The 13,521-nt window shown below is 39.6% G+C and carries 13 protein-coding genes; 9 read left to right on the forward strand and 4 right to left on the reverse strand.

Going from position 1 to position 13,521, the window contains the following annotated elements; genetic code table 11:
* Positions 1-3 precede the first annotated feature (3 nt).
* The 4 genes from J2S11_RS08715 to lspA all read left to right on the forward strand — a co-directional run bounded on the left by J2S11_RS08715 (position 4) and on the right by lspA (position 4,023).
* On the forward strand, positions 4-1,404 hold the full coding sequence (locus J2S11_RS08715) for a UDP-N-acetylmuramoyl-tripeptide--D-alanyl-D-alanine ligase (RefSeq protein ID WP_307393568.1): 1,401 nt from the start codon (positions 4-6) through the stop codon (positions 1,402-1,404).
* 90 nt (positions 1,405-1,494) lie between these two features.
* The gene (gene alr / locus J2S11_RS08720; protein ID WP_307393571.1) at positions 1,495-2,769 is read left to right on the forward strand and encodes an alanine racemase; all 1,275 of its coding nucleotides are present in this window, start codon (positions 1,495-1,497) and stop codon (positions 2,767-2,769) included.
* Between the two features lie 100 nt (positions 2,770-2,869).
* Positions 2,870-3,400: an RNA polymerase sigma factor gene (locus J2S11_RS08725; RefSeq protein ID WP_307393573.1), complete on the forward strand. Its 531-nt coding sequence runs from the start codon at positions 2,870-2,872 to the stop codon at positions 3,398-3,400.
* 137 nt (positions 3,401-3,537) lie between these two features.
* Positions 3,538-4,023: a signal peptidase II gene (lspA, locus tag J2S11_RS08730; protein WP_307393576.1), complete on the forward strand. Its 486-nt coding sequence runs from the start codon at positions 3,538-3,540 to the stop codon at positions 4,021-4,023.
* A 139-nt stretch (positions 4,024-4,162) separates the two neighbouring features.
* Here lspA and J2S11_RS08735 read toward each other — a convergent pair whose 3' ends face one another.
* Positions 4,163-5,065: a LysR family transcriptional regulator gene (locus J2S11_RS08735; protein ID WP_307393579.1), complete on the reverse strand. Its 903-nt coding sequence runs from the start codon at positions 5,063-5,065 to the stop codon at positions 4,163-4,165.
* Positions 5,066-5,234: 169 nt separating this feature from the next.
* Here J2S11_RS08735 and J2S11_RS08740 point away from each other — a divergent pair, with 169 nt between their 5' ends.
* A complete protein-coding gene (locus J2S11_RS08740; RefSeq protein ID WP_307393582.1) occupies positions 5,235-6,140 on the forward strand; it encodes a DMT family transporter in 906 nt (301 codons plus the stop codon).
* A 323-nt stretch (positions 6,141-6,463) separates the two neighbouring features.
* Here J2S11_RS08740 and J2S11_RS08745 read toward each other — a convergent pair whose 3' ends face one another.
* Positions 6,464-7,156: a Crp/Fnr family transcriptional regulator gene (locus J2S11_RS08745; protein WP_307393584.1), complete on the reverse strand. Its 693-nt coding sequence runs from the start codon at positions 7,154-7,156 to the stop codon at positions 6,464-6,466.
* A gap of 190 nt (positions 7,157-7,346) precedes the next feature.
* Between J2S11_RS08745 and J2S11_RS08750 the strand changes: the two genes are divergently transcribed.
* Together J2S11_RS08750 and ric are read left to right on the forward strand one after the other, a co-directional pair.
* The gene (locus J2S11_RS08750; protein ID WP_307393586.1) at positions 7,347-8,534 is read left to right on the forward strand and encodes an MFS transporter; all 1,188 of its coding nucleotides are present in this window, start codon (positions 7,347-7,349) and stop codon (positions 8,532-8,534) included.
* Between the two features lie 58 nt (positions 8,535-8,592).
* A complete protein-coding gene (ric, locus tag J2S11_RS08755; protein ID WP_307393588.1) occupies positions 8,593-9,288 on the forward strand; it encodes an iron-sulfur cluster repair di-iron protein in 696 nt (231 codons plus the stop codon).
* A gap of 127 nt (positions 9,289-9,415) precedes the next feature.
* Here ric and J2S11_RS08760 read toward each other — a convergent pair whose 3' ends face one another.
* Both J2S11_RS08760 and pepF read right to left on the reverse strand, forming a co-directional pair.
* Positions 9,416-9,772: a nuclear transport factor 2 family protein gene (locus tag J2S11_RS08760; protein WP_307393590.1), complete on the reverse strand. Its 357-nt coding sequence runs from the start codon at positions 9,770-9,772 to the stop codon at positions 9,416-9,418.
* Positions 9,765-11,567: an oligoendopeptidase F gene (gene pepF / locus J2S11_RS08765; protein WP_307393593.1), complete on the reverse strand. Its 1,803-nt coding sequence runs from the start codon at positions 11,565-11,567 to the stop codon at positions 9,765-9,767. Before pepF ends, J2S11_RS08760 begins: the two co-directional genes overlap by 8 nt.
* A 238-nt stretch (positions 11,568-11,805) precedes the next feature.
* On the opposite strand from pepF, the gene J2S11_RS08770 reads away from it, so the two are divergent.
* Positions 11,806-12,789 carry a helix-turn-helix transcriptional regulator gene (locus J2S11_RS08770; RefSeq protein WP_307393596.1) on the forward strand — a complete coding sequence of 328 codons (984 nt, stop codon included), beginning with the start codon at positions 11,806-11,808 and terminating at the stop codon, positions 12,787-12,789.
* Positions 12,790-12,811: 22 nt separating this feature from the next.
* On the forward strand, positions 12,812-13,483 hold the full coding sequence (locus tag J2S11_RS08775) for an AlkZ-related protein (RefSeq protein ID WP_307393599.1): 672 nt from the start codon (positions 12,812-12,814) through the stop codon (positions 13,481-13,483).
* Positions 13,484-13,521 lie beyond the last annotated feature (38 nt).

A 13,521-nucleotide genomic window follows, 5' to 3' on the forward strand; every position in this document is an offset into this window, starting at 1 on the left:
AGCATGATACAGCGTTCACTGCTACAAATTCAAGAAATGTTACAGGGGTCAGGGCTATTGGAGATACAATACAGCTTTAATATCACTGGGGTTTCGATAGATACACGTACACTGAAACCACAAAACCTATATGTGCCAATAAAGGGAGAGCGATTTAATGGTCATCATTTTCTAGATAAAGCCATTGAACAAGGAGCTACGGCCACACTATGGAGCATAAATGAACCCAAACCGAATGTGCAGGATTTTCCTGTCATTTATGTCCAAGATACATTGCTTGCTCTACAACAGCTAGCTCATGAATATCGTAAACAGTTAAAAACAAAAGTGATTGGTATTACAGGCAGTAACGGAAAGACGTCTACAAAAGATATCCTAGCAGCCATGCTCTCGAAGAAATATAGAACACAAAAGACAAAGGGTAACCTTAACAACCATATTGGTGTCCCTCTCACTTTACTAGAGCTCAAGGAAGATACGGAAATGGCTGTTGTTGAAATGGGGATGTCAGCTAAGGGGGAAATTGAGAAGCTTGCTAAAATGGCAGCTCTAGATGTAGCCATTCTTACTAATATCGGTGAAGGCCATCTGGATACCTTACACAGTAAAGAAAATATCCTACAAGCGAAGCTTGAAATAGTAACAGGCTTAAAAGAGGATGGATTGGTCGTTTTCAATGGAGATGATCCTTATTTGCAACACGGGCTAGGAAAGAGAGGAGCACTACCTCACACGATAGAATCCAAAACCTTCGGCATGAAATCAGCTCATTCCATCTATCCTACAGCTTTTGTAACAGAAGAAAGAGGCGTTTTTTTCACCATCAACGACTTGAACTCTCCAAGGATTTTCTTACCTATGTTAGGTAAGCACCAGATGATCAATGCCTTGGGGGCACTCGTTGTAGCCAAGCATTTTAACGTTTCATATGCCCATATTCAGAAGGGGTTAAATCATATGGAAGTGACAGGTATGCGGAACGAATGGATTCAGCTTGATGATTTTACGATTCTAAGTGATTGCTACAAATCTGATCCAATGAGTATCCGTGCTTCATTAGACATTTTATATGGAGTAAAAGGCTTTACATCAAAGATAGTCGTTCTCGGAGATACTGGACAATATGATGTTAGCCTGCATGAGAAGCTTGGAAAAGAGTTAAGTACACAGCATATTGATTACGTACTCACTGTTGGGTCTTTAGCTAAACATATAGCTAAAACAGCAGCTACTAGATTCTCACAAGGACATGTCATTTTTTGTGCAGACCAGGATGAACTTCTTTTTGAAATAAAGAAAGTAATCAGTAAAGGCTCGATCATTCTAGTTAAAGGCTCACGTGGTAACCAGCTTGAGCACACCGTCTCTAAGCTAATGGAGCTATCTTTACAAAAGGTTAGCTAGTCAAAGACTTGTTTCCTTGGTAAGAGAAGGACTTAACAATGACTAAAGAGTGAGCATTAAAAAGGAGTTTACTAGAGAGGAAGATCAGGAGTGGATACATCAATCCTTCATAGAGATACATGGGTAGAAATTCAAATCGATCATATTGAACATAACTGTAGAGAAATTCGCAAATGGCTCCCTCCAGAAGTCAGGTTTATGGCTACTGTAAAAGCTGATGCCTATGGTCATGGCGATCTACAGGTGGCCGAAATAGCTCTTCGCTCCGGTGCAGATTCCTTGGCTGTGGCCTTACTAAGTGAAGCCCTTTACTTACGCAGAAATGGCGTACAAGCTCCAATATTAGTGCTTATGCCAATCCTTGCATGTGATGTGAATAAAGCGATTGAGCAGAACATTTCAGTCACCATTGCCCATCCTACAGCGCTTCAGGAAATGCTGGCATACCAAACACACCAAGCTCCTCTTAAGGTTCATGTGAAGCTGGATACTGGGCTAGGCCGAATTGGTATTCGTAATGAAGCAGAGCTACAGAAGCTGCTTTCGGACTTAAAGAGGAAGGAAGTTATTGTTGAAGGCGTTTATACACACTATGCTACAGCAAAACGAGTAGAAACAGATTATTACGACATGCAGCACGCTAAGCTATTGGAAATGATTGATTGGTTAGAGAAAGAAGGAGTAAAAGCTAATGTATATCACTGTGCAAACAGTGCAGCAGCCCTTCAATTTCCTGATCAAGTTCTTGATATGGTGCGAATAGGGGAGGCCATGCTTGGTTTCTATCCCTCGCTAGAAATAAAAAGAAAGCTACCATTTACTCTAAAATCAGCATTATCTTTTCACTCTAAAATCGGTCATATTAAACAGATCAAAAAAGGAGATTATGTTGGCTATGATACGGTTTACCAAGCACAAGAGGAGGAATGGGTAGCCACGATTCCGGTTGGGTACGCGGATGGCTATCATAGGTGCTTCCATGGGTTTTACGTACTCGTAGATGGTCAAAGAATGCCTATCATCAGCACCATCTGCATGGATCAAATGATGATCCGTTTACCTAAAGAGTACCCGCTAGGGACGGAGGTTGTTCTTATTGGGAAACAAGGGGAGGAGGAAATCACCTTCCAGCAGCTCGCTGAACACATCGGCAGTGTTCCACCGGAGATTCCATCTATGATTACAGATCGTGTACCCAAGGTTTACTTTGCTCAGGGCGAAATCGTAGAGATTTTATCTGAGAAAATCTGGGTTAACGCTCCCACACCATCAAAAGAAACGATATTTACCCAAAAGAAAGCATCACTTGATGGGAATGAACAAATTGACAAGAGCTTCAAAAAGAGAATCGTTCAGGCTATATAGAAGTGAATATAACAATCCACGATAATCATTCAAACTCCTTGTAGTTTGAAGTTAACAATATGTACTGAGGATACAACGAATTGGAGGGAGGAAGCTAAAAATGAACTGGGACCTAATTTGGAGAGAGTATCATCAAGAAATCTATATGTATGTCTATTACAGAGTTTATAACAAGCAGGAAGCAGAGGACATCACACAGGAGGCCTTTCTTAAGGTCATTCGAGCGAGTAAACGGTACGAGGATAGAGATACTAAGGGAATGATTGCTCTTTTAAAAACGACTGCAAGGAATCTTGTTGTCGATAGCTGGAGAAAGCAAAACACATCAGCAAAGCATGTGTATGTTGAGTTAGATATGCTTGATTTAACGGAGCAGGAAAGAATAGAGGACTTAGTGGAGCAAAAGGACGAGATTCGAAGAGCTCTACAGTTGCTGAATCACGAGCAAAGAAAGATCGTTAAATATAGATTGCTCCAGGGCTTTTCCATTGCAGAAACAGCAAAGCTAATGGGCAAAAGCATCTCTGCCATTAAAACAACACAGCATCGATCAATACAATTTCTACGTGGTGTTTTGAATCAGCAAAAGCCACAACAGACAAATCGAGTTTCAGCCGAGCAAGCCGTTTAACAAACAGGTTCGCCTCTCTCCACGGGAACTATTCTACGCGGTTATTCTTCAGACAGTGACTAGTACACATGATTATGATAAAATGCGTAGTATCATTGTGTTCTTAATATTGTGTTCGTCATACGGGAGGCAGAGATATGATCTATTTTCTCATCGCAGCTGTTATTGTGGTGGTTGATCAAATAAGTAAGTGGATGATTGTACAACTAATGGAACTTCGAGATTCGATCCCGATTATTGAAGGGATTTTTCATATCACTTCTCATCGAAATGTAGGAGCGGCTTTTGGTATCCTGGAAAATCAACGTTTGTTTTTTATTGCTGTAACGAGTATAGTAGCGATTGGAATTATTTATTATTTATATAAGCAGCGGCATAGTAAAGCTCTTCTAGTTTGGGCTTTAGCTATTATGTTAGGTGGAGTGATAGGAAACTTCATCGATCGACTATTAACAGGTCAGGTTGTTGATTTTTTCGATGTAAATATTGTGCTGGGGTCATTTTTTTACAACTTTCCGATCTTTAATATAGCTGATATTGCTATTTGTGTTGGGGTTGGACTGATTATCCTAGATCTTGTATTGAGTAGTATACGGGAATCTAAAGCAAAGAAGCTTGCTTGAGGGCAACTTCTTTGCTTTTTTGTCCTATAAGGTGGTACCGTCAGGAAAATGCGGATTACAACCGCTAAGACAATTTTCAAGACGATTCCCCCAATTTTAACAACGTTACGACAGTTTTAGTGGTCTTAGAGAATCTACTTTATATTTGTTGCTTCTCCCAAACTGCCGAGTGCTTTCGTACCAATCGAAGAAACATTTTAAAAGCCACAGATTGCCACTTGTTATTATGAAAGGCTAGTTGTGTATATAATGAATTTCCATTATCCCAAACAATTCCTGCCATTTTCTTTTCTTTCATTTCCATCGCGGTTGAAAAATATGGCAAGATTGAAAGGCCTAATCCACACATTACACTCTGCTTAATAGCCTCAATGCTCCAAAATTCTAAAGACGCTTTCGGCACGACATCGTGTGCTTGCAAGTACGAGTCAAAAAGCTTTCGATAACTACAGCCTTGCTGTGTTGACAAAAATGTTGAATGCGTTATAACTTCCAGCAGGCTAGACCAGAGATTGTTATGCAAGTGAGGAGGGGCAATTAAAGTCAAAGGTTCGTGTACCAATTTTTCTACATATAAATCAGGTTCAGAGAACTCCTTATCTAATAAAAAAACTAGATCATGTTCACCTGTTCGCAATAGCCTCAGTGCTTCGGCATTGGAGTAAGATGGCTTTAGAATGAGCTGTACTTGTGGATATAAATAAGTGTATTCCTTCAAGATTGGAGGTAATCGATACACGGTTAACGATTCAGGAGCTGCAATGGTTATTGTTCCAGTTGGAATATGACTATCCGTGTAAATATTTTTAGCATTTGCATATAAGTGTAACATTTCAATGGCAAAGGGCATGAATTGTTCACCAGTTTGTGTAAGAAAGATTTTTTTCCCAAGTCTGTCAAATAAGGGAGCGCCTACCTCTCCTTCAAGCGCTTGAACATGCGTAGTCACTGTGGATTGAGCGTAACCAAGATGCTCAGCCGCCTTTGTGAATCCACCTAAATCCGCAATAGCCTTAAACGTGGCTAGATGCCGGAGTTCCATTTCCATTCGCTCCTAACATTAAAAATTTTATTCATATTGTATCACAAAATTCGATCGTTTTAATTTAAATTATCTATTTTACTAATCAATAGTGCGTGTATATACTTTAATCATCGCTGCAGCGATTCAGGTTTACATAAAATCTGTGATACGAGGGAGTAGGTAGTGAATGAATAAATCATGGCTAATAATTGGATCCATTGCAACAACATTGCTGTTATGGGCGTCCGCATTTGTAGGAATAAGGGCGGGTTTGGAAGCATACTCTCCGACTCAATTGTCATTTTTGAGATACGCTACAGCATCCCTGATTCTTCTGTTGTTTATCGGTAGGGAAAAGATCCGTCTTCCTGACAGGAAGGATATACCTAGAATAATGATAATAGGATTAATTGGCATTACGATTTATAACGTTGCATTAAATTTTGGAGAAGTAAGTGTTACAGCTGGCGTAGCGAGTTTTATTGTCAACACGGTTCCGATCTTCACATCCATACTTGCCGTTTTGATTTTGAAGGAAAAGATGACTTATTGGGGATGGGGTGCTATTATACTCAGTTTCCTAGGGGTCTCGATCATATCTTTAGATGATATTCGAAATATGCATATTAGCAGTGGAACTCTTCTGCTCTTGATAGCTGCGATCTCACAGGCCATATTTTTTGTGTTGCAAAAACCTTTGCTGATTAAATATCGCCCAATTGAGGTAACTACCTACGCTATTCTAGCAGGAACCTTATTTATGCTTCCGTTTTCACATGATATAGTAGATGGGATTAAACATGCACCTACTGCTAAAACCATGGTTGTCATCTATTTAGGCATATTTCCAGGTGCACTCGCTTACCTGTCATGGTCGTTTGCTCTATCAAAAGTACAAGCATCGACTGTATCGAGTTTTCTTTTCCTAGTTCCATTATTGACCCTAGGGATTGCCTGGATTTGGCTATCTGAAATCCCAACAATGTATACATGGATCGGAGGAATTTTGATTTTAGCAGGAGTTGTTTGCATGAATACTCTAGGAAAAGCTAAATCCATTCCAGCCGAAGGACACATAAATTTGACAAAATAATTATTAAGCTATACATGGTTAGATTTATCAGAGGAATCCATTATCTGGCGACAGCAATCTTTGAGGATCTGGATGGTAAGACCAAACTCACTTATCGCACAGTATTTGAAGAAAATCTGAATTATTGGTTAATGAATAATACAGGTTAAGGTTAATTAAAGAATTTAAGTTATTCAAGAAAAGGGCGCTTTACGGGAGCAACGAAAAAAGCCCAATCTCTCAAATATAAATGTTGAGAAATTGGGCTTTTTAATACGGTAATTTTCTAAATGTTGTAAATCTGCATTTTCTTGATGCTACCCCTATAAATGAATCCACACCAGTCATGTTGAGAATGCTGCTTGCTCCTTTAGCGTATTCAAATCAAGAATCATTAGGCCTCTTCGATCCATCTGCAAGACTTTCTTTTTGCGCAGCTGATTAATAAAGCGATTTGCTGTTTCTCTTGTTGTTCCAATAGCACTAGCAAAATCTTGGTGAGTCAGAGGTAACGGAATATGAATCACACCGTCTTTATCAGTCCCATTATTTTCAGCAAGCTGAAGCAGGAAAAGCATCGCTCTTTCATTCACATCATGTCCAGTCATTTCCTGTAGCTTCTTTTGGAGCTCAGCTATTTTTTCTCCCATGCCCCTCATGACTTTTATGGCGATTTCGGGAATATTCATCATAAGCGTTTCAAAGGCTTGGATAGGAATAGCGTATAATTGTGTATCAACAATCGCTTCCGTAGTTGCCGGATATGGAGCCTGATTAAAAAATCCAGTATGAGGGAACATATCGCCAGGCTTTAGAAAACAGATGATGTGTTCATTTCCATTTTCATCCGTTTTCCACGCTTTCACTAAGCCACGCTGAATGAAATAAACCGCTTCTTTATCACTAGCCTCTCTAAAGATAATTTCTTTCTTTCGGTATGAACGCTGAATCGTTATATTCCACACGTATTGTAGCTCATCTTCTGTTAAATTACGAAACAACGGAATAGATTGTAAAACCCCAAGCTTTGACTTCATTTCGTTCACACTCCCATTGCAAAATGAGGACCTGTTTGCCTTCGCTATAATTATCTTAGTAAAATTATACACTTGATCCACAGATCGGGTTGTGACATATGTCATAGTGAAATCATCACTATTTTATATGATGATAGGTGAATTAGGTTTAAGAAATTCACTCAGCCAATGACTGATCTGGGAGGTATATATGAAGAAATTAATGTATGTCATTGTTGCTATTTCCTTTCTCGATATGTTTGTCCAATTTCCCATAATGAGTCCACTTGCGCTAAGTCTAGGAGCAAGCTCTGCCACGATAGGCCTAGTAATGGGGAGCTACTCATTTACCAACCTTTTTGGGAATGTATTAGCTGGAATATGGGTTGATCGATACGGTGCAAAAAAAATATTTGTACTTGGTATGCTTAGTACAGCCTTTGTCATCCTTTTATATATATGGGTATCCACACCTTTCCAACTCATTATTGTCCGTTTATTACATGGTTTGATCAGTGGTTTATTGACACCAAGTATATTTACTTGGGTCTCTCAAATGAGGAAAGAGGATCAAAATCTGCAGGGTAAAAATATGGCTTTTTCAGGAGCAGCAGTTGGAGTAGCCGCCGTTTTAGGACCAGCCTTTAGTAGCCTAATAATGGCCGGTATAGGGATACATGCTGTGTTCTATTTTATGTCCATTTTGTTACTGATTACAGGAATCATTTGTGCACTTTTCATTCGCGGTAGACAAAATAATCCTCGATCCAGGACATTGCACCACTCTTCACAAACAGATGAACAGAAGAATGAGTGGAAGGTATTAACCAGTTATCTCCCGGGTCTTGTTCTTCCTTATATCGGTTCCTTTAGTTTAATGTGTGTCATGGGAGTCCTCACCTATATGCTTCCAATAAAGGTTCAAGAGCTTGGATTGGACATCAAAACAGGCGGTCTAATGCTGAGTACATTTGGCTTTGTTGCTGTCTTATTTTTTGTTCTCCCAAGCAATCGGATATTTGATCGCTTTTCTTTAAATACCATATTAATAACTGGATTCATATTCTTAACGGCAGCGTTATGGATGCTATATTTCTTTTCTCAAGAAGTACTTTTATACATGGCCATGGGTGTTTATGGTCTTGGATTTGCTTGTATTTTTCCAGCTATAACAAAACAATTAGTCGAACATATTCCTGATGAAGTGAGAGGAAAAGCATTCGGTCTTTTTTACGCCATCTTTTCTATTGGGGTCGTTGTGGGTTCTGTTTTAGTGGGTATGCTGACGACAAGCGTTGATGATGGCTTTAAGCTTGCCGCAATGTCTTTAACAGTGCTTTGCCCTGTATTGTTAATCTTAACTAAACAAATCCCATCAAAAATAGCTGTAAAGGCGTGATAGCCGTCACAGTTAAGTGAACACACATGAATTAAAATGAGGGAAAGGAGGCGATCATATGAAACAAACATTTTCAGGATCCCAAACAATTGCACAAATCGTAACAGATTTCCCTCATGCCGCTAATCTGTTTAAAGAATTCAAAATAGACTTTTGCTGTGGAGGACAACAAAGCCTAACTAAAGCTTTAGAGCAAAAAGGTTTAGATGAAGAGACTTTTATTCAAAAATTAAGGACGTCATACGAAGAAGAGAAGAAGAGGGGAGAACAACAGCTAACAATGTGGAAATTAGTTCCCTCTGATAAACTCATCGATCATATCGTTCACACTCATCACGGATATCTAAGACAAGAGCTTCCAGTATTGAGTAGTTTTATTACTAAAGTTTCTCGCGTCCATGGAGAAGCTCATCCAGAGCTAATAGAATTAAATCTCCTTTTTCACCAGATGAAGGTAGAGCTAGAGCAGCATTTGATCGAAGAAGAGGAGATCCTCTTTCCATTAATTAAACGAAAAGATGGTCAAGCTTTCTCACCATCAGAGAAAAGCTTGTTTGAAAAAGCAGAGACTGAACATTCGACTGTAGGAGAAATTCTGCAAAAAATGCGAAGCATTACACAGGATTATACTCTTCCAGAGGGTGCATGTGGAACGTATACACTATCCTTTCAAAAGCTTGAGTTACTTGAAGCAGATATTTTTCAGCATGTCCATCTTGAAAATAACATTTTATTTACTCGCTTCACTCAATAAGGTATCGAATTTTATACTTTCTTATACTGTTAGAAAAACCTTCTGCAGGATCGCTCTTAAAGAAGCACTTGAGCGATCTTACAGAAGGAGATGTGAAAATTAAAGCGAGCAAAGTATACTAAACTCTCTATCTAATAAATCTAACATGCTCTATAAGTCCGTTAGCCACACGATATACGGCTACAACATGGGAAATGTCCTTAGAACCACGTGATCCTGTAACATGCTCCTCATCTAGAACATAGCTTCCAATCTGTATTCTGGATACAAGCTCACAATGTAGGTTTGGACTCATTTCAAAAAGCTCCGTATATCTTTTCCGCATAGCCTCATGACCTTCCATTAAGACGTTTCCTTGTGCATCCTCAACGACACAGTTCTCCGTATAACATTCCATAAAAGAGTCAATATCCCGATTATTGTAGGCCTCAAGCTGTTTTTGTGCAGGTCTAAGGATATCGTCATTAAATGAGTGTTTACTCATAGCTTTTCTCTAGCTCATCTACTAATGATCCTACATAGGCTACCGCTTTACGAATCGGATCAGGCTGTGACATGTCTACACCGGCCATTTTCATTAGATCAAGTGGATTTTCAGTACCTCCTGCTTTTAGGGCACTTAACCAGCGATCCACTGCTGGCTTTCCTTCCACCTTGATCTGCTCTGCCGCAGCTGTTGATGCTGTCAACCCTGCTGAATAAGTATAAGGGTATAATCCCATGTAGTAATGAGGCTGACGCATCCAAGTTAACGCTGCCCCTTCATCAATATCCACCGTATCACCCCAGAAGGAAGAAAGAATATCTCCTTTTTGTTCTGTTAATGTATTAGCTGTAATAGGATTCCCGGACTGTGCATGAGTATAGATTCTACGCTGCAGTTCAGCCTCTAGTAAATGAGTGACAAAATTATGATAATACGTTCCTAGTGACTGAAGAATAATCCAACGTCTCATCCTGTTATCCGTAGAGTTAGCCAACAGATAATCTCTTAGAAGCATCTCGTTCATCGTAGATGGAGCTTCAATGAAATACAAGGAAGGGCGAGTGTTCACCATACGTTGATTGCGTCCTGCTAAAGCAAAATGACCGGCGTGACCTAACTCATGAGCAAGGACAAAAGCTCCTCTCATTGTATCTGTCCATGTAATTAGAATATAAGGATGTACACCATACGGACTAGCACAGAATGCCCCTGTTGCTTTACCAACGTTATCGGCAAGATCAACCCAGCGCTCTGTAAGAGCTTGTTCCATAATTTCAGTGTATTCAGGTCCCATTACAGACAAGGCTTCAAGAATAGTCTTGGAAGCTTCTTCATACGTTGTCGCTGGTGAAAATTCAGGATCTAGTGGTGCACGTAGATCACAGAACATCATTTTATCTAATCCAAGTATGCGCTTCTTAAGCTGAGCATAGCGACGCATATGAGGAGCTAGTTCCGTTTGGATAATATCCAGCTGATTATGATACATCTCTAAAGTCACTTTTTGCGGGTGTAAAAGCATATGAGTAACAGATTCATAAGAGCGTAGCTTTGATAATACGACTTGTTTTTGAACCTCAGTAGCAAACGTAGTTGCAAATGTGTTTTTGTATTGCTTTAAGGTCTTGGTAAAAGAGCCAAAAGCCTTCCTTCTTAAATCTGTATCTGGTGAAGATTCATAATGATCCTCATACAAGGCAAAGGAGACAGGCTGCTCGTTGCCCTGAGCATCTACGATTGGATCAAATTGCATGTCTGAGAGCTTACTTCTTGAATAAACCGTATAAGGTGAAGTGTGTACTTGACCTAACGCTGCGAGTACGGCTTCTGTTTCCGGTGATAAAGAATATGGCTTTTCTTCTAGGATGTCTAGTAACGTTTTCTCAAAAGGCTTTAATTCAGGTTCATCTTTTAGATAAGCAAATACCGTTCCTTCTGTTAAAGAAAGGATTTCAGACTTAATAAAAGACATGGCGGCATTTGCCTTAGAATGCAGGGCAGCAGCAAGGGAATGGTTCGCCTGATTTAAAGCATCTGTTCCATCCTCAGATGAACGAAGATTAGCGTATGTAAACACACGCATAAAACGCTTCATGAGCTCTTCTTCAGCAGTCAAGCAGGCCAATAAGGTAGAAGCCCCTTCCGAGAGCTTACCCTTGTATTTTGTAACAGAAGGTAAATCCTGTTCAATCGCTTGAAGCTCATCCTTCCAGTGTTGCTCTGTTTCAAATAAATCCTCAAGCTTCCAGGTTTGCTCAATAGGCACTTCAGAACGTAATAATCTAGTTTTCATGTTTTCAATCTCCTTTCATCACATCAAAAGCAAAAGAAATTCGAAAGTTTCGTATTCCTAATTATTTAATTATATATGATATAGATCGGCGATGATATCGAAGATTGAGATTTTTTCAAAATTAATCCATAGGAATGATTCATTTTTCCTTCTATAATAGTGACATATAGATGACACTATTACTGTGAGAGACTAGATATAGATCACTTCTATGTAAAAGAACTAAGGAGGATATGCTTTGAATCGTATTGATCGGTTACTGGCTATCGTTATAGCCCTGCAGCAAAGACAGGAAACGGCTCAATCGTTAGCAGATAAGTTTGAAGTATCCAAACGGACGATATTTCGCGATCTACAATCCCTTGCTGAAATGGGTATCCCATTATATTCTCACTCTGGACCTCATGGAGGGATCAGGCTAATGGATGGATATGCATTACCACCTTTAAAGCTTACCACTCAGGAAGCCATGACCTTACTTTTTTCACTAAATGCCGTAACTCAGCTAACGGATACTCCTTTTAACCAAGAAAGATGGACGGTAATCGATAAGGTTAAAGCTATTCTCCCAGAGGATCAGCTCAGGCAATTAGAATCTGTACTGAAAAGCTTTACTATAGAGATCCCAAAAAGATCATACAAAGTACCTCATTTAGCCCCGTTACTTTCCTATACCGCAAATGCAGTGTGGCTGAAAGTCTTTTATCGATCTGCCAATCATCAAAGGTGGCTAGATATTCTCCCTCAACAGGTCTATACCGCTCACGGCTTTTGGTATTGTCAGGCCTATTCAGCAACACATGAAGAGGTGCGAACATTTCGTGTAGATAGAATGGACAATCTAGAGGAGCTAGATAATATAGCCATGCATGAAGAGGTTGATGTCAAAAGACTGGCTAAATTCGCTAACCAGACACATAAGTCATCAAATGATCAAAATTTAAGCGATGAAAGAATTCCAATTAGGGTAAAGGTCACTTATAGAGGAATGCTTCAGGTGGAGCAGGATCCAGAAATCGGGGAATGCTTGATGCCCATTAGTGAAAATGAATGGGAGGTACGCTTTGATTTACCACTAACTGAATGGAACTGGGCTGTGCAATTTTTTTATTCTTTAGGCTTAGAAGCAGAGGTGATTGCTCCTGAGAAGCTTCGTTTAGAAATAGGAGGCCTAGCCAAAAAGGTTTATTCAACATATTTTAATAGTCTTACAGAAAAATAAAAGCAAAAAATGGGGGTACAGAATGTCAATAAATCCAATCAATACGTATGAAGAAGCGGTAGAACTAATCCATAAAGTTGGGATTCTCCCTTTGGCTCGATTAATTCCTACTCATCCATCTTTAGTGAGTGTGACGCCAGAAAAAAGCTGGCATACAGGTACAGAATTTGACCCATGGAGGTGGCGGACGAGGTTTGCTGCTGATGGTCATGCCGCATATGGAAAGTTTCTAAAGAAAAAAGCCGTATTTATCTCTAGAAAAATCTTTCCATATGTACAAGAAATACTAGGAAGCGAAAGGGCGATTTCGGCAAGATACAAAGATGGAATGGTAACGGAGCCCGCTGTGCGCTTGTTTGATATCATTCAGGAAGAGCCTGGAGTGGAAACAAGGGCCTTACGGCTTAAAGCTGGTTTGCAAAACAAGGATTCGAAGAAGCGCTATGATCATGGAATAAATGAGCTACAGGGCTCCTTAGATATTGTCATTGCAGGAGTTAGTGAGAAAAAAAATAGGCTTGGGGATATAAGTGGCTGGAGTAGTACATCCTTCCAAACAGCCGAGCAATGGATGCAGGAGAATAGAATTAAACGCAGTCAAGTAGGAGAAGAAAAAGCTAGAGAAAAGCTATACTCCCATTTAGAAGCTGTGTGCCAGCCTGAAGCTATTACTTTTCTGAAGAAGCTTCTATAAGGAAAGAACAAAATAACAAATTGAGCTTAGTGAGTAGC

It is taken from the genome of Bacillus horti (assembly GCF_030813115.1).
Taxonomy (GTDB): domain Bacteria; phylum Bacillota; class Bacilli; order Caldalkalibacillales; family JCM-10596; genus Bacillus_CH; species Bacillus_CH horti.

Coding starts and splice junctions, on each gene's coding strand:
- J2S11_RS08735 (WP_307393579.1), bottom strand. CDS start 5,065: ATGGAACTCCGGCATCTAGCCACGTTTAAGGCTATTGCGGATTTAGGT.
- J2S11_RS08745 (WP_307393584.1), bottom strand. CDS start 7,156: ATGAAGTCAAAGCTTGGGGTTTTACAATCTATTCCGTTGTTTCGTAAT.
- J2S11_RS08750 (WP_307393586.1), top strand. CDS start 7,347: ATGAAGAAATTAATGTATGTCATTGTTGCTATTTCCTTTCTCGATATG.
- J2S11_RS08715 (WP_307393568.1), top strand. CDS start 4: ATGATACAGCGTTCACTGCTACAAATTCAAGAAATGTTACAGGGGTCA.
- ric (WP_307393588.1), top strand. CDS start 8,593: ATGAAACAAACATTTTCAGGATCCCAAACAATTGCACAAATCGTAACA.
- J2S11_RS08775 (WP_307393599.1), top strand. CDS start 12,812: ATGTCAATAAATCCAATCAATACGTATGAAGAAGCGGTAGAACTAATC.
- lspA (WP_307393576.1), top strand. CDS start 3,538: ATGATCTATTTTCTCATCGCAGCTGTTATTGTGGTGGTTGATCAAATA.
- J2S11_RS08760 (WP_307393590.1), bottom strand. CDS start 9,772: ATGAGTAAACACTCATTTAATGACGATATCCTTAGACCTGCACAAAAA.
- J2S11_RS08740 (WP_307393582.1), top strand. CDS start 5,235: ATGAATAAATCATGGCTAATAATTGGATCCATTGCAACAACATTGCTG.
- J2S11_RS08725 (WP_307393573.1), top strand. CDS start 2,870: ATGAACTGGGACCTAATTTGGAGAGAGTATCATCAAGAAATCTATATG.
- pepF (WP_307393593.1), bottom strand. CDS start 11,567: ATGAAAACTAGATTATTACGTTCTGAAGTGCCTATTGAGCAAACCTGG.